Origin of the sequence: Paracoccus marinus, assembly GCF_007018965.1 — a bacterium.
GTDB classification, from domain to species: domain Bacteria; phylum Pseudomonadota; class Alphaproteobacteria; order Rhodobacterales; family Rhodobacteraceae; genus Paracoccus; species Paracoccus marinus.
The window spans coordinates 28,952-50,588 of record NZ_VJYZ01000004.1 but is presented as its reverse complement, the minus strand read 5'-3'; the positions used below and the strand labels follow the sequence as shown (position 1 = coordinate 50,588).

Annotated in this window: 20 protein-coding genes and 2 pseudogenes; 10 read left to right on the top strand and 12 right to left on the bottom strand. The window is 72.0% G+C overall.

What is annotated here, in order from left to right; genetic code table 11:
- Position 1 precedes the first annotated feature (1 nt).
- The 5 genes from FNF32_RS00955 to rpsF all read right to left on the bottom strand — a co-directional run bounded on the left by FNF32_RS00955 (position 2) and on the right by rpsF (position 3,097).
- Complete coding sequence (locus tag FNF32_RS00955) at positions 2-1,084, bottom strand: hypothetical protein (RefSeq protein WP_131672814.1); 1,083 nt, start codon at positions 1,082-1,084, stop codon at positions 2-4.
- A 210-nt stretch (positions 1,085-1,294) separates the two neighbouring features.
- Positions 1,295-1,561 (bottom strand): hypothetical protein, encoded by a 267-nt coding sequence (locus tag FNF32_RS00950; RefSeq protein ID WP_131672815.1) that lies wholly within the window; start codon positions 1,559-1,561, stop codon positions 1,295-1,297.
- Between the two features lie 153 nt (positions 1,562-1,714).
- The gene (gene rplI, locus FNF32_RS00945) at positions 1,715-2,320 is read right to left on the bottom strand and encodes a 50S ribosomal protein L9 (RefSeq protein ID WP_131672816.1); all 606 of its coding nucleotides are present in this window, start codon (positions 2,318-2,320) and stop codon (positions 1,715-1,717) included.
- 10 nt (positions 2,321-2,330) lie between these two features.
- The gene (rpsR, locus tag FNF32_RS00940) at positions 2,331-2,558 is read right to left on the bottom strand and encodes a 30S ribosomal protein S18 (RefSeq protein WP_073060981.1); all 228 of its coding nucleotides are present in this window, start codon (positions 2,556-2,558) and stop codon (positions 2,331-2,333) included.
- Positions 2,559-2,578: 20 nt separating this feature from the next.
- A complete protein-coding gene (gene rpsF / locus FNF32_RS00935; protein WP_131672852.1) occupies positions 2,579-3,097 on the bottom strand; it encodes a 30S ribosomal protein S6 in 519 nt (172 codons plus the stop codon).
- A gap of 268 nt (positions 3,098-3,365) precedes the next feature.
- On the opposite strand from rpsF, the gene FNF32_RS00930 reads away from it, so the two are divergent.
- From FNF32_RS00930 to FNF32_RS15515, 4 genes and pseudogenes are all read left to right on the top strand, one after another.
- Positions 3,366-4,061 (top strand): YceI family protein, encoded by a 696-nt coding sequence (locus FNF32_RS00930; protein WP_131672817.1) that lies wholly within the window; start codon positions 3,366-3,368, stop codon positions 4,059-4,061.
- A 77-nt stretch (positions 4,062-4,138) separates the two neighbouring features.
- Positions 4,139-5,194, top strand: coding sequence for a peptide chain release factor 1 (gene prfA / locus FNF32_RS00925; RefSeq protein ID WP_131672818.1), 1,056 nt, complete (start codon positions 4,139-4,141; stop codon positions 5,192-5,194).
- On the top strand, positions 5,191-6,012 hold the full coding sequence (gene prmC / locus FNF32_RS00920; protein ID WP_131672819.1) for a peptide chain release factor N(5)-glutamine methyltransferase: 822 nt from the start codon (positions 5,191-5,193) through the stop codon (positions 6,010-6,012). Before prfA ends, prmC begins: the two co-directional genes overlap by 4 nt.
- Before the next feature lie 269 nt (positions 6,013-6,281).
- Positions 6,282-6,534, top strand: a pseudogene (locus FNF32_RS15515) (DUF4167 domain-containing protein); the annotation flags it as partial.
- Between the two features lie 928 nt (positions 6,535-7,462).
- Here the strand turns inward: FNF32_RS15515 and rsmA are convergent.
- Genes rsmA through lptF form a run of 6 tightly spaced genes read right to left on the bottom strand, consistent with a single transcriptional unit; the run spans position 7,463 to position 15,613 of the window.
- A complete protein-coding gene (rsmA, locus tag FNF32_RS00910) occupies positions 7,463-8,317 on the bottom strand; it encodes a 16S rRNA (adenine(1518)-N(6)/adenine(1519)-N(6))-dimethyltransferase RsmA (RefSeq protein WP_131672820.1) in 855 nt (284 codons plus the stop codon).
- Positions 8,314-9,300: a 4-hydroxythreonine-4-phosphate dehydrogenase PdxA gene (pdxA, locus tag FNF32_RS00905; protein ID WP_131672821.1), complete on the bottom strand. Its 987-nt coding sequence runs from the start codon at positions 9,298-9,300 to the stop codon at positions 8,314-8,316. Before pdxA ends, rsmA begins: the two co-directional genes overlap by 4 nt.
- Before the next feature lie 46 nt (positions 9,301-9,346).
- Entirely contained in the window at positions 9,347-10,813 is a 1,467-nt protein-coding gene (locus FNF32_RS00900; protein WP_131672822.1) for a peptidylprolyl isomerase, read from the bottom strand.
- A 29-nt stretch (positions 10,814-10,842) separates the two neighbouring features.
- Positions 10,843-13,335 (bottom strand): LPS-assembly protein LptD, encoded by a 2,493-nt coding sequence (locus FNF32_RS00895; RefSeq protein WP_131672823.1) that lies wholly within the window; start codon positions 13,333-13,335, stop codon positions 10,843-10,845.
- Positions 13,332-14,465 carry an LPS export ABC transporter permease LptG gene (gene lptG, locus FNF32_RS00890; protein ID WP_131672824.1) on the bottom strand — a complete coding sequence of 378 codons (1,134 nt, stop codon included), beginning with the start codon at positions 14,463-14,465 and terminating at the stop codon, positions 13,332-13,334. The genes FNF32_RS00895 and lptG overlap by 4 nt, the downstream gene beginning before the upstream one ends.
- A complete protein-coding gene (lptF, locus tag FNF32_RS00885) occupies positions 14,462-15,613 on the bottom strand; it encodes an LPS export ABC transporter permease LptF (protein ID WP_131672825.1) in 1,152 nt (383 codons plus the stop codon). The genes lptG and lptF overlap by 4 nt, the downstream gene beginning before the upstream one ends.
- A gap of 235 nt (positions 15,614-15,848) precedes the next feature.
- Between lptF and FNF32_RS00880 the strand changes: the two genes are divergently transcribed.
- Together FNF32_RS00880 and FNF32_RS00875 are read left to right on the top strand one after the other, a co-directional pair.
- Positions 15,849-17,525, top strand: a complete 1,677-nt coding sequence (locus FNF32_RS00880) for a leucyl aminopeptidase (protein WP_131672826.1) — start codon at positions 15,849-15,851, stop codon at positions 17,523-17,525.
- Between the two features lie 46 nt (positions 17,526-17,571).
- Positions 17,572-18,042 (top strand): DNA polymerase III subunit chi, encoded by a 471-nt coding sequence (locus FNF32_RS00875; protein WP_131672827.1) that lies wholly within the window; start codon positions 17,572-17,574, stop codon positions 18,040-18,042.
- A 19-nt stretch (positions 18,043-18,061) separates the two neighbouring features.
- Here the strand turns inward: FNF32_RS00875 and FNF32_RS00870 are convergent, their stop codons facing one another.
- The gene (locus FNF32_RS00870) at positions 18,062-18,640 is read right to left on the bottom strand and encodes a retropepsin-like aspartic protease family protein (protein WP_131672828.1); all 579 of its coding nucleotides are present in this window, start codon (positions 18,638-18,640) and stop codon (positions 18,062-18,064) included.
- Positions 18,641-18,864: 224 nt separating this feature from the next.
- On the opposite strand from FNF32_RS00870, the pseudogene tatA reads away from it, so the two are divergent.
- From tatA to FNF32_RS00850, 4 genes and pseudogenes are all read left to right on the top strand, one after another.
- Positions 18,865-19,035: pseudogene (gene tatA, locus FNF32_RS15510) on the top strand (twin-arginine translocase TatA/TatE family subunit); the annotation flags it as partial.
- Between the two features lie 256 nt (positions 19,036-19,291).
- Positions 19,292-19,846 (top strand): Sec-independent protein translocase protein TatB, encoded by a 555-nt coding sequence (tatB, locus tag FNF32_RS00860; protein WP_131672830.1) that lies wholly within the window; start codon positions 19,292-19,294, stop codon positions 19,844-19,846.
- Positions 19,847-20,728: a twin-arginine translocase subunit TatC gene (tatC, locus tag FNF32_RS00855; protein WP_131672831.1), complete on the top strand. Its 882-nt coding sequence runs from the start codon at positions 19,847-19,849 to the stop codon at positions 20,726-20,728.
- Complete coding sequence (locus FNF32_RS00850) at positions 20,721-21,596, top strand: ATP-binding protein (RefSeq protein WP_131672832.1); 876 nt, start codon at positions 20,721-20,723, stop codon at positions 21,594-21,596. The genes tatC and FNF32_RS00850 overlap by 8 nt, the downstream gene beginning before the upstream one ends.
- The last annotated feature ends 41 nt before the right edge of the window (positions 21,597-21,637 follow it).

The window sequence follows — 21,637 nt, the reverse complement described above, 5'->3', positions numbered from 1 at the left end:
CTCAAAGGCGGTGGGTGCGCGCCTCATCGGCGGGATGGTCGCCGAAGCTGTCGCCGTCGGCGTTCGCGCGGGGCTTGGGTGCGGCCGCGTCGTCGCGCAGGTCGACCATGTCGCGGCGCGATGCACGGCGATAGGCGTTGGCGTCGCGCACGTCGTCGGCCGGGCCGCTGCGTGCGCCGGGACGATGGTCGCCACCTTGCCCGCGCGCCGACCCGCGCGCCGACCCGACGATCGGACCGGCGGTGTCGATGAAGCCGCGGATCTGGTCGGCGGTGCTGTGGAACTGGCGCAGCACGTCGTCGGCCTGCCCCGCGACCTGCTTGAACCCGGCCATCGCCGCCGAGATCGACCCGATCAGGCTTTCCGCGCCGCCGGTCAGACGGGCGGCGGTCTGCTCGACCTCTTGCAGCAGGCCCAGCTTGCGGGGTGCGCGCGGGCGGGGCCGCGAGGGGCGGTAGTCGTCGTCGCGGCGGGGGCGTTCGTGGCCGCGATTCCGCCGCTCGTCATCTTCGTCGCGGCTGCGCCCGGCGCCGTCCCGGATAGCACTGGCCCGGACGGCGCGGGAATGGGCGTCCATTTCGGCCTCGCGGGCGCGCTGGCGCGCGCGCATGCGGTCGCGTTCCTGTTCGGACATGTCGGCGAAGCGCGGGGCAAGCGGGCGGTCGCCGCGCGATCCCTGCCCGCGCGAGGTGGCATAGTAGCTGTTGCGTGCCCGGTCCTCCGCCCGGTCGGCATCGCGGTCGGGTTCGTCGTCGCCGCCGCTCACCAGATCGGCGACCTTGCGGACCGCCAGTACACCGCCTGCGGTGACCGCCGCCGCCGCGACCGCCGCGCCGCCCCAAAGCAGCAGGCGCGTCGTCAGCGACGAGTAAGGCTCGGCCGACATGCCGTCGCGCGACACGTCGCCGTGCGGCAGCGTGCGCTGCGCCGCGTAGGGCGAGGGGCGGTAGGTTTCCTGCGCCCGGTCGACCGGCGCGCCAAGGCGCTGGTGGTCGGGGCGGCCGTCACCCGTCGCCGCGCCCGTGGTTGGGCCGGTCGCTGCGCCGGACGTGCGGTCGGGATTGTCGTTGGGCCAGTCGGACATGGGCGTGTTCTTTCCTGTTTCGACGCGCACAGGGAAAGTTGTGCGCTCGCGCGGTGTTCCGGGGGCGAAACCCGGCAGGGGCGGGGAATGTTCCCGCCCGGCCGGGTCGGGACGCGCCTTTGGGCGCGGGTTCCGGCAGGGTTCGGGCGAGGGGCGGTGCGGGCGTCACGGCCCGGCCCGTCCGCCCGTCCCCCTCTCCGCCCGACTGCCTCAGCGGTCGTCCCGTTTCGCGTCGGGGTTCCCGGCCGCGCCGTGACGGCTGTCGCCGCCGCCGACGGTGTTGCGCGGGCGGGCGCTGCCATCCTCGCCTTCGTTCTGCGACGGGGGAATCGACAGGTCGGTCTCGTGGTCGGTCACCGGCGTGTCCGATCCAAGGACCGCGAGATCCCGTTCGACGTTGAGAGAGGTGTCGCCGGACTTGTCGTCCGTCATCTCGGTCTTGACGGCAGAGGACAGGATGCGGGGGTCGGTGGCCATGGCGTGGTCCTTTCCAGGGGGCTGGTATCGCGGATCAACCCGTGCCCCGCGCCTTCGTTCCCACCCCGTCAACGCGTCGCCACGGCACCGCCGCCCGCAAACGAAAAGGGCCGCGCCAGTGCGGCGCGGCCCGTCGTTGCGGTGCGTATCGGATCAGAGGTCGCTGTCGCGCGAGGGCGCGGGGCCCTCGTCGTCGTCGCGGCCGGCAGAACCCAGGTCGTCGAACAGCTCGGCGATCTCGAACTCGGCGGCGGCGTCTTCCTCGGCGGCCAGGTCCTGGATCGACTTGCCCGAAGCCTGAAGCTCGGCTTCCTCGGCCGAACGGGCCACGTTCAGCGTGATCTGCGCGTCCACTTCGGGGTGCAGGTGCACGTTGACCGTGTGCAGGCCCAGATCCTTGATCGGCGCGGTCAGCACGACCTGGCGACGCTCGACGGCATAACCCTCGGCGGTCGCGGCCTCGGCCACGTCGCGCGGCGTGACCGAGCCATACAGCGCGCCGGCGTCGGACGCCGAGCGGATGATGACGAAGGTCGCGCCGTCCAGGCGCTCGGCGATCGCCTGCGCTTCGGTCCGGGTCTCGTCGTTGCGGGTCGCAAGCTCGGACTTGCGGGCCTCGAACGCCGCGATGTTGGCGTCGTTGGCGCGCATGGCCTTGCCCTGGGGCAGAAGGTAGTTGCGGGCGAAGCCTTCTTTGACCTTCACGACTTCGCCCATCTGGCCAAGCTTGGCCACACGTTCCAGCAGGATGACTTGCATCGGTCTCTCCTTACTTCACGGCGTAGGGCAGCAGGGCGAGGAAGCGGGCGCGCTTGATCGCCTGCGCCAGCTTGCGCTGGTTCTTCGCGGAAACTGCGGTGATGCGGGACGGGACGATCTTGCCGCGTTCGCTGATGTAGCGCTGCAGCAGGCGGGTGTCCTTGTAGTCGATCGCGGGTGCGTTGTCGCCCCCGAACGGATCGACTTTCCGGCGGCGGAAAAACGGTTTGGTCGCCATTGGTGTGTGTCTCCCTGCGCTCAGCTGCGGTCTTCGCGGCGTTCGCCGCCACGGTCGCCACTACGATCGTCGCGGTCGAAGCGCGGACGATCACCCCGGTCGCCACCACGATCACCACGGTCGCCGCCGCGGTCACCACGGTCGCCGCGATCACCACGGTCACCACCACGATCACCGCGGGGGCCCCGGTCGCGGCCGTCACGCCCGTCGCGGTCGTCGCGGCGCTGCATCTGGACCGAGGGGCCTTCCTGGTGCTCGTCGACCTTGATGGTCAGCACGCGCATGACGTCGTCGTGCAGACGGGCCAGACGCTCCATCTCCTGCACGGCGGCCGAGGGCGCGTCGGTGCGCAGCAGGGCGTAGTGGCCCTTGCGGTTCTTGTTGATCTTGTAGGCGAGCGTCCGCACGCCCCAGTATTCGCTATCCTTCACGGTGCCGCCGTTGTCGGTCAGCACGGTGGAGAAATGTTCGACCAGCCCTTCGGCCTGCGTGTTCGACAGGTCCTGGCGGGCGATCAGCACATGCTCGTAAAGCGGCATGCTATCCCTTTCGTCTCGGGCGCGCTTCATAGGCGGGAAATCCCTTCCGCGCCCCGCCACGAGAGGCTGCGCCGGTTTCGCATCGTTGCGGAAGGATGCGGTCTTATACAGGCGCGCGCCCGCCGCGCAAGGCGATTCGCGGGTCGGGGCCTGAGTCGGGGCACTCGCGGGCCGGGGGCCGCGGGGCCGCGGGGCATGGCCTTGCCTGCCGGTGGGCGCGCGGCTAGCGTCGGGATGTCAGACCGATCCAGCAGGGGATGGCCCAGCAATGCGCCTTGCGTCCGCCTTCGTCTTACTGTCCGCGCTCGCCGCGCCGGCGCTTGCCCAGGACGCGGCGCCGCCCGCCGGGGCGCCTGCGGCTGACGCGTCCGCTCCGGCGGCGGATGCGCCCCCTGCCGCCACTGCCGCCCCTGCCGCCCCTGCCGCCCCGGCTATCGACCCCGAAGCCCCCGCCGGCGACTATGTCCTGGACCAGGAACACAGCGCCATCGTGTTCAGCTACGACCACCTGGGATCGTCCACCAGCCGCGGCACCATCCGGGGCGTTTCGGGCACGATCACGCTGGACCCGGCCGCGCCCGCGAACAGCAAGGTCGATATCGCGTTTCCGCTGTCGGCGATACAGACCGTGTCGCGCCAGCTCGACGAGCACCTGTTCGGCCCCGACCTGTTCGACGGCGCCGCGCCCGCGACGGCCGTCACCTTCACCTCGACCGCCGTCGAGCCGACCGGCCCCGACACCGCCCGCGTGACGGGCGACCTGCTTTTGAACGACGTCACGGCGCCCGTGACGCTCGACGTGACGCTGCGGCGGCTGGGCAAGCACCCGATGACCGGCCAGCCATCGGCCGGGTTCGACATCACCGGGTCGCTGAAGCGGTCGGACTTCGGTCTTGGCGCCTTTGCCCCGGCGATCGGCGACGAGGTCGGGCTGGAAATCTCGGTCGAGGCGGCGAAGGGCTGAGGCGGCGGCGCATTTCCGTTGCGGCCGCAGGCGCGCGGCGGCTTGCCGCGCAGGGTGGCGGCGGCTAATGCCGAGCCATGCTGCCCGTCGAGCGCCTGTCCCAGATCACCCAGCGGTTCGAGTTTCTCGAGGCGCGGCTGAATGCCGGCCCGGCGCCGGACGAGATCGCGCGGATCAGCCGTGAATATGCCGAGCTGAAGCCGGTCGTCGCCCAGATCGCCGCCTACACCGAGGCGCAGGACGCGCTGGCCGAGGCGCAGGCGATGCTCGCCGACCCCGAGATGCGCGAACTGGCCGAGGACGAGCTGTCGCGCCTGCGCGGCGCGCTGCCGGGGCAGGAACAGGCGCTGCGGCTGGCGCTTCTGCCGCGTGACGCGGCCGACGCCCGCCCCGCCATCATCGAGATCCGCCCCGGCACCGGCGGCGACGAGGCGGCGCTGTTCGCGGGCGACCTGTTGCGGATGTACCAGCGCCACGCGGAAACGCAGGGGTGGACGTTCCAGAACCTCGAACTGGCCCTGTCCGAGCTTGGCGGCGTCCGCGAGGCGACCGTGCGGGTCGAGGGCGAGGGGGTGTTCGCGCGCCTCAAGTTCGAATCCGGCGTCCACCGGGTGCAGCGGGTGCCGGAAACCGAATCCGGCGGCCGCATCCACACCAGCGCCGCGACCGTCGCCGTCCTGCCCGAGGCAGAGGAGGTCGATATCGACATCCCCGCCGCCGACATCCGCATCGACACCATGCGCGCGTCGGGCGCCGGCGGGCAGCACGTCAACACCACCGACTCGGCGGTGCGGATCACCCACCTGCCCACCGGCATCATCGTCACCTCGTCGGAAAAGTCGCAGCACCAGAACCGCGCCAACGCGATGGCCGTGCTGCGCGCCCGGCTTTACGACATGGAACGCGCGCGCGCCGATGCCGAACGCTCCGCCGACCGCCGCAGCCAGGTCGGCAGCGGCGACCGCAGCGAGCGCATCCGCACCTACAACTTCCCCCAAGGGCGCGTGACCGACCACCGCATCAACCTGACGCTCTATTCGCTGGACCGGGTGATGCAGGGCGACCTGGCCGAGATCATCGACGCGCTCGTCGCCCATGACCAGGCCGCGAAGCTGGCCGAGGCCGAGGGGTGACGCCCGCCGCGCTGCTGGCTCAGGTGGCCGACAGGCTGTCCCGCGCCGGCATCCCCGATCCGCAAAGCGACGCGCGGCGTCTTGTCGCGCATGCGCTGGGGATCGCGCCCGAGCGGGTGCGGCTGTCGGACCGCGAGGCTTCGGACGCCGAACTGCGCGCGCTGGACGCGGCGATCGCCGCGCGGATGGCGCGCCAGCCGGTCGCGCAGATCGTCGGCTGGCGCGACTTTTGGAAGCACCGCTTCACCGTCACCCGCGACACGCTGGACCCCCGCCCCGACACCGAAACGCTGGTCGCGGCCGCGCTCGACCTGCCGTGGCGGTCGGTCCTTGACCTTGGCACCGGCACCGGCGCAATCCTTCTGTCGCTGCTGGGCGACCGGCCGAGCGCGCGGGGCACCGGCACCGATCTGTCCGATGCGGCGCTTGCGGTCGCGCGCGGCAATGCCGACCGACTGGGGATCGCGGCGGCCTTCCTGCGCTCGGACTGGTTCGCGGCTGTCGAGGGCCGGTTCGACCTGATCGTTTCGAACCCGCCCTATATCGCGGCCGACGAGATGGCGGGGCTTGGGCCCGAGGTCCGCGACTGGGAACCCCGCGCGGCGCTGACGGACGAGGGGGACGGGCTTTCCGCCTATCGCGCCATCGCCGCGGGAGCGCCCGCGCATCTGACGCCGGGCGGCTGGCTCGCGGTCGAGATCGGGCCGTCGCAAGCATCGGCGGTCGCCGGGCTGATGGAGGCTGCGGGGTTCGGGTCGGTGCGGGTGTTGCCCGACCTTGACGGGCGCGACCGCGTGGTGACGGGTCGGGCCGGGTGAAAACCGCCGAAAGTCACCGCCATTTTCAGCATTCACGGAGTTTTCGCTTGTGCGTCCGTCCGCTGCATGCTTATTCGCCCATGTGACGGGTCAATGAAATCCGCACGGGTCAGCCTTACACCATTCGCTTGACCGGCGCGCTTCGTGCGCCAATCACGAATACGCCTGCTTTGGAGCCACCGTTCCAGCCCGGCACGCTGCGGCCCTGACTCGAACCCATCGACGCGCGCTTGAAGCCCGCTCGGACGAAATCAACCGAAAAAAAGCTGATGAGATCATCCAAATCCCGTTCGCGTAACAAGTCCCGCGGCCAGCGCACGCTTGGCAATGTCGTCAACCGCGTCTTCGACAGCTCCGGCCCCGAAGGCAAGGTCCGCGGCACCCCCCAGCAGATCATCGAGAAATACCTCGCGCTCGCCCGCGACGCCCAGCTTTCGGGCGACCGCGTGGCCGAGCAGAGCTTCTTCCAGCACGCCGAGCATTACACCCGCATGCTGGCCGAGGCGACGCGCGAACAGAACGAGCGCCAGCAGCAGCCGGGCCAGAACTACGGCGACGACCGCGACGACCGTCAGGGTCAGGGTCAGGGTCAGGGGTCCGGGCAGGGCGGCCAGATGAACGGCCATCACGGCTACGACCGTCAGCAGAACGGTCAGCAATCGGGTCAGCAGGCGCGTGGCGACCGCGATAACCGGGATAACCGTGACGGGCGCCGAGACGACCGCCAGAACGATCGCCAGAACGATCGCCGCGATGACCGCCAGGGCGGCCGCCGCGAAGATCGGCGTGACGACCGCGCGGGCGATCGGCCGGGCGACAATCGCACTGAAAACCGCTTCGACAATCGCGCCGACAGCCGGCCCGACACGCGGCCCGAAAGCCGCCCCGATCCGCAGTCCGACGGCCGCGCCGATCCGTTCGAGGATCGCGACGACGCCATCGAGGAGGTGGTCGCCGCCCCCGTCGACGCACCTGCGGAAACCTCGCGCACGACGTCCACTGACGTGTCGGACGACCTTGCCGGGACCGCCGGGCGCGACGACGCCTTGCGGATGCGCGACGAGGATTCCGCGCCCGCCTTCCTGCGCTCGGCCCGCCGGTCGCGCGACGCCGACGAGGACGGGCTGTCGATCCCCGAGGCGATCTCGACCGACGCCGACGAGGGGTTGGTGGCCACGCCCGAGACGCAGGCCGAACAGCCCCGTCCGCGCGCGCCCCGTGCCCCCCGCGCCCCGCGTGCTGCCGGAACCGCGGGTGGCACTGCGGCCGACACCGGCGCAGCGCCCCGCGCGCGGCGCCGCAAGGCCGACGAGCCCGCACCGGAAAGCGCGCCGGAAACCGCGCCGGAAACCGCGCCGGAAACCGCATCCGAGGAATGACGTGCAGGCGGCGGGCCGCTGCGTCCGCCGCCATGCCGCTGCATTGCCCGCGTTGAAGCCTCAGCCTCAGCTCAAGTCTTGCCGCGCGCCTGCGCAAGGTTGCGGGCCAGCGTGCAGAACCCTTCCAGCCCGATCTCCTCGGCGCGCGCGGTGGGCGGAATGCCCGACGCGACCAGCAGCGCCTCGATGTCCGGGTGCAGGCCGCGCAACGCCGCCCGCAGCATCTTCCGGCGCTGGTTGAACGCGGCGGCGGTCAGTTCAGACAGCACCGCCGGGTCGGCCGGAAAGCGCGGCGCGGGCAGCGCGGTCAGCTGCACCACGGCGGATTCCACCTTGGGCGCGGGCACGAAGGCCTGCGGCGGCAGCGTCAGCACGATCTGCGCGTCGCAGCGCCACTGCGCCAGCAGCGCGAGGCGGCCGTAAGCCTTGCCGCCCGGCTTCGCCACGATCCGCTGCGCGACCTCTTTCTGGAACATCAGCGTCAGCGACTGCCAGAACGGCGGCCACGCGGGCGGCGTCAGCCAGCGGATCAGCAGTTCCGTCCCGATGTTGTAGGGCAGGTTCGCGGCGATCCGTATCGGCGGCGTTAGCTGCGCCAGCGGATCGACTTGCAGCGCATCCCCCTGCACGATCGTCAGCCGACCCGGATAGGCATCCGCGATTTCCTGCAAGGCGGGGATCGCGCGCGCGTCCTTTTCGATTGCAAGGACATGGCGCGCGCCTTCGGCCAGCAGGCCGCGCGTCAGGCCGCCGGGGCCGGGGCCGATCTCCAGCACGTCGCAGCTTGAAAGGTCGCCCGCCGCGCGCGCGATCCGGGCGGTCAGGTTCAGGTCCAGCAGGAAGTTCTGGCCCAACTGCTTTCTTGCGCGCAGGTCGTGGCGCGCGATCACGTCGCGCAGGGGCGGCAGCGCGTCGATCCCGCTCATGCGATGGCGGCTTCGCCCGAGATGCGGACGGACGCCATGTTCCACGCCAGCCGCAGCGCGGCGATGGTCGAGGAGGGATCGGCGATCCCGCGCCCGGCGATGTCGAAGGCGGTGCCGTGGTCGGGCGAGGTCCGCACGAACGGCAGGCCCAGCGTCACGTTGACCCCGCCTGCGAAATCCAGTGTCTTGACCGGGATCAGCGCCTGGTCGTGATAGGCGCAGATCGCCGCGTCCCATGCGGCGCGCGCGGGCGCGTGGAACATGGTGTCGGCGGGCAGGGGGCCGATCAGGTCCAGCCCGCGCTGGCGCAGCGCGCCCAGCAGGGGGGCCATCCACTCGGTCTCGGCCCGGCCCATGGCGCCGCCCTCGCCCGCGTGGGGGTTCAGGCCCGCCACCGCGATCCGGGGGGCGGCAATGCCGAAATCGCGGACCAGCGCGTCGTGGGTGGTCAGGATCGCGCGCGTCAGCGCGTCGGGGGTAAAGGCCGCCGGCACCTGGTCCAGCGCGATGTGGATCGTGGCCGGGACCACCCGGCAGGGCGGGTTCACGGTGGTCGAACACAGCATCATCGCCACGTCCACGCCGCCCGCGAGATGGGCGAGGTATTCGGTGTGGCCCGGGAAGGCGAAGCCCGCGCCCTCGATCAGCGCGTGCTTGCTGATGGGCAGCGTGCAGATCCCGCCCGCCTCGCCCGACTGGGCAAGGGCCACGGCGCGGGCGATGACCTCGATCACCGCGGGCGCGTTCGCGGGGTCGGGCGCGCCCGGAACCGCGGCGGCGGGGAAGGGGTGGACCAGCACCGGCAGCACGCCCACGCCGACGGGGTCGGACGGCCGCTCGACCGGTTGCCAGGGGGTGCCCGTGGGCAGGTGCGCGGGATCGCCCATCCAGACGACCGGGACGCCCGCGCCAAGCGCCTGCGGGGCGAGTTCGGGGCCGATCCCGGCGGGTTCGCCACAGGTTAGGATGATGGGCTGCGGCATCACGCGGCCTGCGCTGTTCGGGCGGTTCGCCGGGGCAGGCGGCGCGTCACGGCTGGCGCACCATCGCGTCGGCGCGCAGTTCGGCCAGATAGGCGTCGGCGGCCGCGTTGATCTTGTCGTTGAAGATCTCGGCCCGGATATCCTCGCGCGATGCGACGGGCGTCTGCTCGGGTGCCACGGCTTCTGCCGGTGCCTCGGCGGCGGGATCCGCCTCAGCCTCGGCCGGGGCGGGCTGTGACGGGGCGGGCGCGTCGGCGGCGGCATCGACCTCGGCGGGAACGCCGGCCGAGGGCTGGTCGGCGATCGGCGCGCCGGTGGCGGGCGACAGGCCCGTGGACCTGCGCGGCGCGCCTGCGGCGGGTGCCGGGGAATTGTCGCGGGTGGCGGTCGCCGCAACGCCGGGCGGGGTGATCCACGCGGGCTCGGGTTCGGCCAGCGCCGTCACCGTGCGCTTGCACAGCATGACCAGCCGCGCGCCGCTGCCATAGTCGATGACCGTCCCCTCGTTGTCGTCAAGGCTCGCCAGCCGCTGCGCCACGTCGGCGGGCACGGCGCCCAGGGGCGCGGTCTCGCGCCGGGCGGGGTCGGGGGTGAAGCGGTTCGCCTCGGCCCGCGCGTCGGTGCAGGACTGCGCCACGGCGAGGATGCGGGCGCCGTCGGCGACGGTCGGCAGGTCCATCGTCAGGTAATCCACGGTCTGGTCGGTCGCGCCCGCGCGCAGCGTGCCCTGGGTGTCGCGCAAGAAGAACATGACGACCGCGCCCGGCACCGTCAGCGGGGCCGAGGCCGTGCCGGGCCTGAGCTGCAGCACCACCTGGCGCAGCGACGGCGGAAGGTTGCCGACGGCAAGCCAGTCGATCCGCCCGCCGTTGGGGGCCGAGGGGGTGGCCGACAGGCGGCGCGCGGCGGCGGCGAACTCGGCCTCGGACCCGACCGCGCGGGCGACCTCTTCGGCCTGGGCCAGCGCGCGTTCCTCGGACCCCGGGGGGGCGGGGATCACCAGTTCGGACAGCAGCACCTGCGTCACGATCGGGGTCTGGACGGCGCGGGTCTGCGCCTGCTCGATCTCGCGGTCGGTGATGTTGACCTGTGGCACGATCCGCGCGCGCACGACCTCGCGCCAGGCGATCCCGGCGCGCACGAAGTCGATGAACGACTGTTCCTCGACGCCCGCCTGCGCCAGCGCGGCGATGAACTGCTCGGTCCCCATGTTGGCGCGCCCGGCGAACTCGGATGCGCCCTGGGCCAGCGCCTCGTCGGTGATCTCGACCCCGATCTGGCGAGCGGCCTGCATCTTGAGACGGTCGTTCACCAGCTCGCGCAGGACGCTTTCGCGGTCGCTGTCGGGGCCGTTCAGCAGCTGGATGAAGCGGGTCCGCTGGTCCACCTCGAACGCGGTCACGGCCGAGTCGTTGACGTAGATGACGGGTGCGAAGGGGCCTTGCGCCAGCGCCGGCAGCGCCGATCCGCCAAGCATCATCGCCAAGGCCGTTACCTGAATGATCCGCCGCATTGGTGTTCCCCTGAAAATCGAACGCGAGCCTAGCGCACGCAGGCGCGCCGCGCCACCTGTCCCGGACCGTCCGCCTGCCGCCCGAACCCGCCCAGCCGGACCGACAGCCCGAAGCTCGTGTCGGGCGAGACGTTGTCGGACGAGGTGAAGCGGCGGTCCAGCGACAGGTCCACGGTCACGCATTCGTTGCGGTATTGCAGCCCAAGCTCGGTCTTCTGCGCGCGGTCGGCCACGAAGTCGTAGCGGGAATCGGTCGTGGCCCACCAGCCGGCGGCAAGCTGGATCCCGGTGCGGGCCGACAGTTCCGACACGTCGCGGTCGCGGCCGGGTTCGTTGCCCGCGTCGATCCACAGGTAGCCCGCGCTGATCTGCCGCCCCGGTCGGGCAAGGCCCACGCGCAGCTCGTTGCTGGACAGGTCGAACCCGTCGTCGAACAGCGCCCGGTTCGATACCGCCAATCCGCGCGGATCGGCGAAATGCGCGGCCAGCAGCCAGTCCGAGCGGCGCCCCGACACCGGCCCGACCAGCCCGCCGTCCTCGTCCCCCGACCGCACGACGCGGCCGCCGGTGAGACCCAGCGACCAGCCGGTCGGGTCGATCCGGGTCCAGGTCAGTCCGAGATTGGCGCGCAGGCCCCCCTCGCGCCGGTCCCAGCCGGGCGAGCGGTTGAACGAGAACAGGTTCCCCTCGTCGAACTCGGCCAGGGTGCTGTCCTCGTTCGGGACGTCGTCATCGTCGTCGTCGAGGTCGCCATCGTCGTCGTCGTCATCGTCGCGGCGCGGCGACCAGACCAGCTGCGCCACCGGTTCCAGCATGTGGGTCGCGCCAGCCGTTCCGCCAGCCGTTCCGCCAGCAGTGCCGCGCGAGATCAGCGGCCAGCGCAGTTCCACCCCCGCGGCGGGATGCGCGCGGGCGACGGTGTCGTCATAGCGGCTGTCCTGCCCGATCTCGTAGACGTCGCCATCGACCCGGACCTGCGCCGCGCCCAGGAACCCGCCCGCCAACAGTTCCTGCCGCCGCCAGTCCACCGCGACCGAGGCGCGGACCACGTCGCGCCCCACCCGGTCCTCGTCCGATGATCGCTGATGCGCGTGGACCGACCATTCCAGCCAGCCGCGCCCGCCTATGGGCGCGGGCGGGCGGAACGCATGGCTCCACATCGCGTCGGCGACGAGCCCGGGAGAGGTCGAATCGTCCTCGTCCTCGCGCAGCGTCTGGTAGTTGCCGATCCGGGCGCTCAGGCTGCGGTCGCGGCGATAGCGTTCCAGGGTCAGCCCGCTCCACAGGCGGTCTGCCTCGGTGATGTCGTAGTTCAGCAGATAGGCGCGGTCGGACGCGGTCTGCACCTGCGCCGTCAGCGTGTAGTCGCGCGGCAGCGCGAACCGCGCCGCGCCAAAGACGTAGCCCCGCGTCTCGCCGGGGCGGATGTCGTCGCGCGAGATGGCGCCGTTCCATTCGGTGGCGCCGTTCTCGAACGCCTGCCGGTAGCGCAGCTCCATCGTCGAGGTGCGGTTGGCGGCGAGATAGGGGGTGAGCGTCACGTCGGCGTGTTCGCCCAGCGTGACGAAGTAGGGCAGCTTGATCCCGAACCCCAGCGCGGTGGTGGTGCGGAAGCGCGGGCGCAGGAAGCCGGTCATCCGCTCGACCGTCGGGTCGGGGGTGGTCAGCGCGGGCAGCGTCGCCACCGGCAGGCCGAAGGCGCGGAACTCGGGCCGGTCAAAGTGAAGCTGGCGGGTTTCGCTGTCGTGAATGATGCGGCGGGCGCGGATCTCCCACAGCGGCGTCGGGTTGTCGGCGCAGACCTGGCATGACGACGCGACCACGTGCGTCAGCGTCGTCATCCGGCCCTGCCCGGTGCGGCGCACCTCCTCGGCGGCAAGCTGCAGTTCGCGCGCGAGGACCAGCCGGGCGCCGCGCAGGATCCCGTCCTGCAGGTCCTCGTCCAGCTGCGCCTGGTCGGCGATCAGGATCGTGTCGTCGGGTGTGCCGGCAAGGTCCGGGCGCGTGAGGTGGATCGGCCCCTCGATCGCAAGCTGGCCCGACGCGCCGTCATAGACGACCCGCGACGCCACCAGCCGCGCGCCGTCATACCACACCACCACCCCGCCCGAGGCGGTCAGCACCCGGTCGCCCGACACCTCGACCCGGTCGGCCAGCAGCGTGGCGGCGCCGTCGTCCTGGGGTGCGGCGGGCTGGCGCGGGGCCCCGCCTTCGATGGTCCCGCCGTCGATTGTCCCCCCGTCGATGGTGACAGCGGCGCTGTCGTCCAGCGTGGGCAGGACGGCGGCGGCGGTGCCGTCGGCCAGGGGCGCGTCGGTGACGTTTTCCTCGGTCGGCGCCAGCGCCGGGCCGTCCAGCCAGTCGGGCGTCATCTCGGCATCAAGGATCGTCTGCGCGCGGGCGGCGCCGTGGGCGGGCATCCCCAGGCGTGCGGCCGCATCGGGCAGCACCAGGTCCGCCAGCGCCAGGTCGGCGGCGGCCCCGAGCGTCAGGGCGGCGAGGGTCAGGGCCGCGCGTCTCATCCTTCCTCCAGCTTCAGAAGCAGCGCGAGCGCCAGCATGACCGCGACCGCGATCGGCGCGAACGCGGCCATGGCGGGCGGCACCTGCCCGGTCTCGCCCAGCACCTGCGCCAGGTTGCGCAGGAAGAACAGCCCCAGCCCCGCGCCAAAGCCGCCCAGCACCATCGCGGCGATCCGGCGGCCCCGGCTGGGGCGCATGGCAAAGGCCGCCGCGATCAGCACCATCGCGCCCATCAGGAACGGGCGCGCCAGTTCCATCTGCAGCCACACCCGGTGCCGCATCGCCGAGAACCCGGCCCGTTCCAGCCCGTCGATGAAGGTCGCGAGCTGCCAGACCGGCACCGCCTCGGGTGCGCCGAAGCCGTCGCGGATGCGGGCGGCGGTCAGTTCGGTCGGCAGCCGCAGCATCGGCAGGTCGCGGGCCGCGACTTCGGGGTTGTCGGCGTCGAGCGGCCATTCCTTGACCCCGCGCAGCAGCCACGCGCCGGGTTCAAGCTGGGCCGAGTCCGCCTCGTAGCGCAGGGTGGGGCCGTCGGTGGGGGTGAAGACGACGAAGGTCGCGTCGTAAAGCGTGGTCGCGTCGGTGCTGGCGCGGTTGGCGCGGATGACGATCTGGCCGGTTTCGGACAGGGTGTCCGGGGTGGGTCCGCGGCGCATGGCGGGCATCCCCTGCCGCAGCCAGACCGCGCCCTCGCCCAGGCTCACCGTCTGCTCGCCCTGCCGGTCGATCCGGGCCACCGCCGCGTCGTAACGGCGCGACGTTCCCGCGACGATGGGGTTGAGGACCGCGACCGCCGCCGCGCCTGCCAGCGTCGCCGCGATGACCGGCGCCGACAACGCCCGCAGCCCCGACCGCCCCGAGGCGCGGACCGCGACCAGCTCGGACGACCGCGACATCGACAGGAACAGCGCAAGCCCCGCCAGCAGCGCGATCAGCGGCAGGATCGCGTAAAAGCTGCTCACCACGTTCAGCGCGGCCACGGCAGCGGTGCCGCGCAGCCCGATCCCGGCGCCGGCGAAGCGGCGGATCTGTTCGACGAGGTCGATCAGGAACAGGATCGCGAGGAACGCGCCGCCGACGATCAGGAACTGCCGAAACCAGCGGCGCGCGAGGTAGAGATGCAGGATCATGCCGCGCCCCCCGTGTCCGGTGTTGCGCCGGCCCCGCGCGCGCGGGCCGTCCGGCGCGGCCGCGCGACCCAGGCCAGCACCAGCGCCACCACGGCCGCGCCCGCGACCGGCGGCAGGTAGAGGATCGGCCATTGCCCGGGCGATCCGGCGACGGCGCTCGCCGCCGCCGTGGCCAGCATCTGGACGAGGATCAGCGCCACGACCGCGCCGGTGACCTGCCGCCAGACCCCGAACCGCGAATAGCCGCCCAGCAGCAGGACCGCGAACCCCAGAAGCGCGCTCACCGGGGCCATGAAGGGCTTGGTGATCCGTTCGTGCGCCTCGGCCCGCGCCTCGGCGGGCGAGGCGCCGGTCGCGCGCAGAAGGTCCGCGTCGGGGGACAGCAGGCGCGCGGTCGAATAGCTGCGAAGGTCGCGTTCATCCTCGTCGGCGGGCATCAGGTTGCCCAGGTCGTAGGTCAGATCCTCGAACCGGGTCACCGACAGCTGCCGCTGCTCGCCGTCGCGCATCAGCGACTGCACCATCCCCTGCAGCATGACGATCCGCGGCCCGGTGTCGGCGCGCACGACCAGCGCCTGCGAGGCGGTATAGTCGGTGATCCGCGCCGGATCGCGCGCGTCCTGCAGGAACACGTCCAGCAGCCGCCCGTCGTCGGCGATGTCGCGGATGAACACGGTGATGCCCGCGCCCGGATACTGGAACTGGCCCGCGCGCAGGAACCGCGCGGTGATGTCCTCGGCCACCTCGGCCTGGCGGTCGGCCAGCCGCGACCGCGTCATCGGCACCAGCCCGTGGACGAGGATCGCGACCATGACGCCCGCGACGATCCCGAAGACCAGGACCGGGCGCGCCAGCCGCCACGGCGACATGCCGGCCGCCTGCATCGCCGCCATCTCGGATTCCGAGGTCAGCCGGTTGGTCCCGAACGCCGCGGCCGCGAACGCCGCGACCGGCAGCACGACCGAGATCACGAGCGGCAGCGTCAGCGCCGTGAACTCCAGCACCACCAGCGCGGTCTGCCCGTCCTGGATCAGCTGCTCGAACAGGCTCACGGCGCGGTTGATCCAGTAGACCGATACCAGTACCAGCCCGAAGAAGCCGAACAGGCCCAGGAACTGCGACAGGATGTATTTGTCGATGCGCGTCATTGGCGCCCTTGTTCGGGCCCTGACCGGCCTCGTCCCCCGTTGACCCTGATTAGCCGCAGACGCGCGTTGGCGAAAGCCCGCCCGGGGCCCCGGCGCGAGCTTCGCCGCCGACCGTGTCCCGGCTGCGCCGGTCGGGGCTTTTCCGCCGCGCCCAAGCGACCGCGGCCCGCGGCTCTGGCCATCCCCGGGCGGCGGGTCTAGGTTTCGCCGGGCTTGCCAGAAGGAATGCCCGACCATGTCCCAACCCGTCGAAATCCGCTTCGTCGCCGCCGCCGACGCGCCCGATCTGAAGACCGCGCGCGGCCGGATCGCGCTTATGGTCGGCGATCAGGGACGCCCGCCCTCGGGCCTGCCCGCAGCCGCCCGGCAGGCGCTGGCGCGGGCGATGGCGTCGGACGCCTGGCGCAAGGTGAAGCCGGGCGAGGCAATGGAGCTCGCCTTCCCCGCGGGGCTGGAAGCCGATGCGATCCAGCTCGTGAACCTGCCCCGGCGCGCGGACGCGCTGGTGGCGCGCAAGGCGGGGGCGGCGATCGGGGCGAAGATCGGCACCGGCGAGGTGACGGTCGTCGCGGCGAACCACCCGCAGGCGGCCGAGATCGCGCTGGGGCTGGCGCTGCGCGGTTATGACTTTTCGGTCCACAAGACGCGCAAGAAGGATGCGGCGGACGGCGTGGAAGATGTGGCGGACAACACGACGGACGGCGCGGCGGACGCGCCGCTGAACCCGCCGCAGGGCGTCAGTCGCACCGGGTCCGGTGCCGACGCGCTGCTGGCCGACGCGACCGGCGGCACTGCGGACGCCGGCGCAGACGCCGGCGATGACGGCGCGGCCACCCCCGCCCCCCAGCCCCGGCGCGCCAGCGTCACCATGATCGTCGCCGATGCCGAAGCGACCGCCCGGAACGCCCGCGACGGCGCGGCGGTGGCCGAGGGCGTGTTCTTCACCCGCGACCTCGTGAACGAACCCGCCAACATCCTGACCACCACCGACTTCGCCGACCGCCTGCTCGCCATGCGCGAACTGGGGCTCGAGGTCGAAGTGCTGGACGAGGGCGAGCTTGCGCGCCTTGGCATGCGCGCGCTTCTGGCCGTGGGGCAGGGCAGCGAGGCGCCCAGCAAGGTCGTCGTGATGCGCTGGCAGAACGGCGGCGACGAGCCGCCTTTGGCGCTGGTCGGCAAGGGCGTGGTGTTCGACACCGGCGGCATCTCGATCAAGCCCGCGCAGGGCATGGAGGAGATGACGATGGACATGGGCGGCGCGGGCGTCGTCGCGGGCGTGATGCGGACGCTCGCGCTGCGCGGCGCGCGGGCCAACGTCGTGGGGCTGGTCGGCCTGGTCGAGAACATGCCCGACGGCCGCGCGCAGCGCCCGGGCGACATCGTGCGTTCGATGAAGGGCGACACGATCGAGGTCATCAACACCGACGCCGAGGGGCGCTTGGTGCTGGCCGACGTTCTCTGGTACGCGCAGGACCGGTTCCAGCCGTCGGCGGTGATCGACCTCGCCACCCTGACCGGCGCCGTCATCGTCGCGCTGGGGCACGAACATGCGGGCGTCTTTTCCAACGACGACCGGCTTGCCGGGCAGGTCCTCGCCGCCGCCAAGGCCGAGGGCGAGGGCGCGTGGCGGCTGCCGCTGGGGCAGGCCTATGACGACCTGATCGATTCCCGGCTTGCCGACGTCAAGAACTCCGCCGGGCGTCCGGCCGGGTCGATCACGGCGGCGCAGTTCCTGCAGCGCTTCGTGCGCGAGGGCACGCCCTGGGCCCATATCGACATCGCCGGGGTCGCGCTGCCGCCGGGCGCCACGACGCTTGCGCCCAAGGGCGCGACCGGCTGGGGCGTGATGACGCTGGACCGGATGATCCGCGACGGGTTCGAGGCCGGGGCCGACGCGCCCCGCAAGGCCTGAAGCGCAGGACCGGGACAGTGTTCAAGGCAGGACCGGAGGCACGGGCGTGGGCGCCGCGATGTTCTATCACCTGACCCGCACCCCCGCCGAGGGGCTGGTGCCGACGCTGATCGGCAAGAGCCAGTCGGCGGGCTGGCGGATCGAGCTGCGCGGCACCGACGCCGACCGGATGGCGCGTCTGGACGAGCATCTGTGGCAGGGCGACGGGTTCATGGCCCACGGCATCGCCGGCGGGCCGCACGACGCGCGTCAGCCGGTGCTGCTGACCGTGACGGGCAGGAACGGCCAGACGGCTGTCGAGGCCGCCGCCAACGATCCCCAGTGCGTCATCGCCGTAGATGGGGCGGACGTCGAGGCGGCGGAATGCGACAGGCTCGCCCGCGTCTGCATCCTGTTCGACGGCAACGACGAGGCCGCGGTGACCCATGCCCGGGCGCAGTGGCGGGCGCTGACCGGCGCGGGCGTGGCGGCCGAATACTGGTCCGAGGGCGGCGGCAAGTGGGAACGCAAGGCCTGAACGCCCGCGCGGGCCGCAGTCAGCGTTCCAGCACCAGCCTGTCGCCCTCGATCCCCACGCGGGCGAAGCGGCGCAGGTAGCTCATTCCCAGCAGCGACTGGTCCAGATCGCCGCCGATGACCACGGCGGGCACGTCGTCGTCCACGATGTCGCCGATCTTTATCCGGTCGATAACGACCGAGGCGGTTTTGACGCTGCCGTTCGCCGTCTGCGCCTCGCCCGCATAAACAAGGCCGTCGAGGTCGATCCCGATCCGCCGTGCGTCCTTTCGCCCCAGCGCGATAGTCGAGGCGCCGGTATCGACGACGAAGCGCACCGTGGTGCCGTTCAGGTCCGTGTTCAGGTGGTAATGCCCGTCGGCCGAGGCCGGGATCTCGATCCGGCCGCCGCCCGCGATCTCCTGCCGCGGGGCCACCCTGTCGCGCACGTCGCCCCACAGGCCCGCGGCCGCGATCACGGCCACGAAGATCAGCACCCACGCCAGCGCCTGCCGGCTGGTCTGGCCGGGGCGGTTGCGGAAATCGGTGACGAGAAAGCCGCCAAGCGCCACCAGCAGCACCACGAGGTAGGCAAGGCGCATGTAGTCGTCGCCGATCATGGCGCGCGCCCGGCGGCAAGGGGCCGACTGCGCGTTCCGGGGACCAAGGGGCGCGGCGCGGGCGTGCAGCAAGGGTGCGGGGCGGTGCGGGTCATGGAACGGTTATGCCCAATCCGCGCGCGCTGGCCAAGCGCACCTCGCCGTGATGGGACTTTGCAAAGGCGTGTGGGGGGAATAGACATGACGCGACCCGGGGCCATCGTGGCCCGACGAAGGAGCTTGAGATGCTGAACAACATCGGCCTTCCCGGCCTCCTCCTCATCGCCGTCGTGGTCCTTGTCCTGTTCGGCCGGGGCAAGGTGTCGTCGCTGATGGGCGAGGTCGGCAAGGGGATCACCGCGTTCAAGCACGGCGTGAAGGACGGCGAGGACGAAGTGCGTCGCGGCGCGGGCGACGCCCGCCTGAGCAACGACCGACTTGCCAGCGACCGCCTGAGCAACGAACGGCCGCTGGACCGGCCCCTTGATCGGCCGCTGGACCGCGCGCTCGACCGCACCGCCGACGACGTGCAGGCGGCCGCCGACCGCGCCCGCGCCCGCGCCGACGAGCATTTGCGCGACGTGACCCCCCGGTCCGAGCCGCGCGTGGAATCCGGCCTGGGCACCCACCCGCGCCACGACACCACCCCGCGCAGCTGAGCCGGAACGACCTATGTTCGACGTCGGCTGGAGCGAGCTGCTGCTGATCGGCATCGTCGCGCTGATCGTCATCGGCCCCGAGGACCTGCCGCGCATGTTCCGCGCCTTGGGCCGCATCACGGCCAAGGCGCGGGGAATGGCGCGGGAGTTCTCGATGGCGATGGACGACGCCGCCCGTTCGAGCGGGATCGAGGACGCGGCCAAGTCGCTGCGCGACGTCAAGTCGATGACGTCGAGCAAGGCGCTGGGCCTGGACGCGCTTGACCGCGCTGCCGACAAGTTCGAGAAATGGGACCCCAAGCTGCCCCGCCGCACCAGCGGCGCGCTGCCCGACCCGTCGAGCCCCGTGGGTCCGGCGGATACGCAAGGCCCGGCCGCGGCCGCCGTCCCTGCGCCCTATCCCACTGCCCCGGCCACGCCCGGCCCCGACCACGGCGCCGACGACGACCACGCGACCGCCGCCCGCCGCCTCGTTCCGGGCAGCAGCCCCGCCACGCCGCCCGCCGCCGAGGCGCATGGCCGCCGCCGCCTGCACGCCGTCCGCCGCGCCGAACCGAAAGACAGCTGAGTGCCCGCCACCCCGACCCGCAAGAACGAGATCGAGGACAGCTCGGCCCCGCTGATCGAACACCTGCGCGAGCTTCGGACCCGGCTCATCTGGTCGGTGCTGGCCTTCGTCGTCGCGATGGTCGCCTGCTATTCCTTCGCCAACCCGATCCGCGACTTCATGACCCACCCGATCTGCGACGCGCTGGCGCGGCGCAACCAGGATTGCGGGCTGGTGCTGCTGAAGCCGCAGGAAGGGTTCTTCGTCGCGTTGCAGATATCTTTCATGGGCGGCTTCGCGCTGGCGTTCCCGGTGATCGGGTTCCAGCTGTGGCGGTTCGTGGCGCCGGGGCTTTACCGGTCGGAAAAGAACGCGCTGCTGCCGTTCCTGCTGGCCTCGCCGCTGATGTTCATGCTGGGCGGGGCGTTCGCCTATTACGCGGTGCTGCCGCAGATGTTCGACTTCTTCCTTGGCTTCCAGACCGGGCCGATGGTGACCCCGGTGGCCGAGGTCGCGGCCGACGCCGCGCAGGCCACCGCAAAGGCCACGCCGGTGGGCCCGGCCGCCGGGATCGTGTTCCAGGGGTCGCTTGGCGATTACCTGTCGCTCACCATCCGGCTCATCATGGCGTTCGGGATCTGCTTCCAGCTGCCGGTGCTGCTGACGCTGCTGGGCAAGGCCGGGATCGTGACGGCGGCGGGGCTGGCGGGCGTGCGGAAGTTCGCGCTGGTGGCGATGCTGGTCGTCGCGGCGGTCGTTACGCCCGGCCCCGACATGACCAGCCAGATCATCATGTTCATGGCGGTCTATCCGCTTTACGAAATCTCCATCCTGCTCGTGCGCCGGATCGAGCGGCGGCGCGAGGCGCGGCTGCGCGCCGAGGGGCTGTGGGTGGATGACTGACCTGCCCGCCGAACGCTCGGCTTACGGCGAAGACGGCGCGGCCCTGACCCGGATCGCCGCCGCGCTGGACCGGATGGCCCCGCCGCCGGTGCCCGCGCCCGACTTCACGCAGGCCGACGCCTATGTCTGGCACCCCGACCCAGACCGGCTGCAACCCGTGGCGCAGGTGTCGCGGGTGCCGCTGTCGGCGCTGTTGGGCATCGACCGCGCCCGCGACACGCTTCTGGCCAACACGCTGCAGTTCGCGCGCGGGCATGCGGCGAACAACGCGCTGTTGTGGGGCGCGCGGGGGATGGGCAAGTCGTCCCTCGTCAAGGCCGTCCACGCCGAGGTGCTGGCCCGCGGCCTGCCGCTCGCGCTGGTCGAGATCGCGCGTGAGGATCTCGGCTCGGTCGGGCGGCTCTTGGCGATGCTGGGCGACGTGGACCGGCGGTTCGTCCTGTTCGCGGACGATCTGTCCTTCAGCCACGACGACACGCAATACAAGTCGCTCAAGGCCGTGCTTGACGGCGGCATCGCCGGGCGGCCTGTGAACGTGGTGCTGTACGCGACCTCGAACCGCCGCCACCTGATGCCGCGCGACATGATCGACAACGAGCGCGCGACCGCGATCATCCCCGGCGAGGCGGTCGAGGAAAAGGTCTCGCTTTCGGACCGCTTCGGGCTGTGGCTGGGGTTCCACGCCTGCGGGCAGGACGAATATCTTGCGATGGTGCAGGGGTACTGCGCGGCCTACGGGCTGGCGGTGGACCCCGATGTCCTGCGGGCCGAGGCGATCGAGTGGCAGGCCACGCGCGGCGCCCGGTCGGGGCGGGTGGCGTGGCAGTTCTTCACCGATCTTGCCGGGCGGCACGGGCTTTCGGCCTAGAGGTAGGCGGCTTGGGGGCTGGCGGCTTGGGGCTGTCGGCT

What these genes read in the sequence shown, in the direction of transcription:
- FNF32_RS00955 (WP_131672814.1), bottom strand. Translation starts at nt 1,084, where the DNA reads ATGTCCGACTGGCCCAACGACAATCCCGACCGCACGTCCGGCGCAGCG.
- FNF32_RS00950 (WP_131672815.1), bottom strand. Translation starts at nt 1,561, where the DNA reads ATGGCCACCGACCCCCGCATCCTGTCCTCTGCCGTCAAGACCGAGATG.
- rplI (WP_131672816.1), bottom strand. Translation starts at nt 2,320, where the DNA reads ATGCAAGTCATCCTGCTGGAACGTGTGGCCAAGCTTGGCCAGATGGGC.
- rpsR (WP_073060981.1), bottom strand. Translation starts at nt 2,558, where the DNA reads ATGGCGACCAAACCGTTTTTCCGCCGCCGGAAAGTCGATCCGTTCGGG.
- rpsF (WP_131672852.1), bottom strand. Translation starts at nt 3,097, where the DNA reads ATGCCGCTTTACGAGCATGTGCTGATCGCCCGCCAGGACCTGTCGAAC.
- FNF32_RS00930 (WP_131672817.1), top strand. Translation starts at nt 3,366, where the DNA reads ATGCGCCTTGCGTCCGCCTTCGTCTTACTGTCCGCGCTCGCCGCGCCG.
- prfA (WP_131672818.1), top strand. Translation starts at nt 4,139, where the DNA reads ATGCTGCCCGTCGAGCGCCTGTCCCAGATCACCCAGCGGTTCGAGTTT.
- rsmA (WP_131672820.1), bottom strand. Translation starts at nt 8,317, where the DNA reads ATGAGCGGGATCGACGCGCTGCCGCCCCTGCGCGACGTGATCGCGCGC.
- pdxA (WP_131672821.1), bottom strand. Translation starts at nt 9,300, where the DNA reads ATGCCGCAGCCCATCATCCTAACCTGTGGCGAACCCGCCGGGATCGGC.
- FNF32_RS00900 (WP_131672822.1), bottom strand. Translation starts at nt 10,813, where the DNA reads ATGCGGCGGATCATTCAGGTAACGGCCTTGGCGATGATGCTTGGCGGA.
- FNF32_RS00895 (WP_131672823.1), bottom strand. Translation starts at nt 13,335, where the DNA reads ATGAGACGCGCGGCCCTGACCCTCGCCGCCCTGACGCTCGGGGCCGCC.
- lptG (WP_131672824.1), bottom strand. Translation starts at nt 14,465, where the DNA reads ATGATCCTGCATCTCTACCTCGCGCGCCGCTGGTTTCGGCAGTTCCTG.
- lptF (WP_131672825.1), bottom strand. Translation starts at nt 15,613, where the DNA reads ATGACGCGCATCGACAAATACATCCTGTCGCAGTTCCTGGGCCTGTTC.
- FNF32_RS00880 (WP_131672826.1), top strand. Translation starts at nt 15,849, where the DNA reads ATGTCCCAACCCGTCGAAATCCGCTTCGTCGCCGCCGCCGACGCGCCC.
- FNF32_RS00870 (WP_131672828.1), bottom strand. Translation starts at nt 18,640, where the DNA reads ATGATCGGCGACGACTACATGCGCCTTGCCTACCTCGTGGTGCTGCTG.
- tatB (WP_131672830.1), top strand. Translation starts at nt 19,292, where the DNA reads ATGTTCGACGTCGGCTGGAGCGAGCTGCTGCTGATCGGCATCGTCGCG.
- FNF32_RS00850 (WP_131672832.1), top strand. Translation starts at nt 20,721, where the DNA reads ATGACTGACCTGCCCGCCGAACGCTCGGCTTACGGCGAAGACGGCGCG.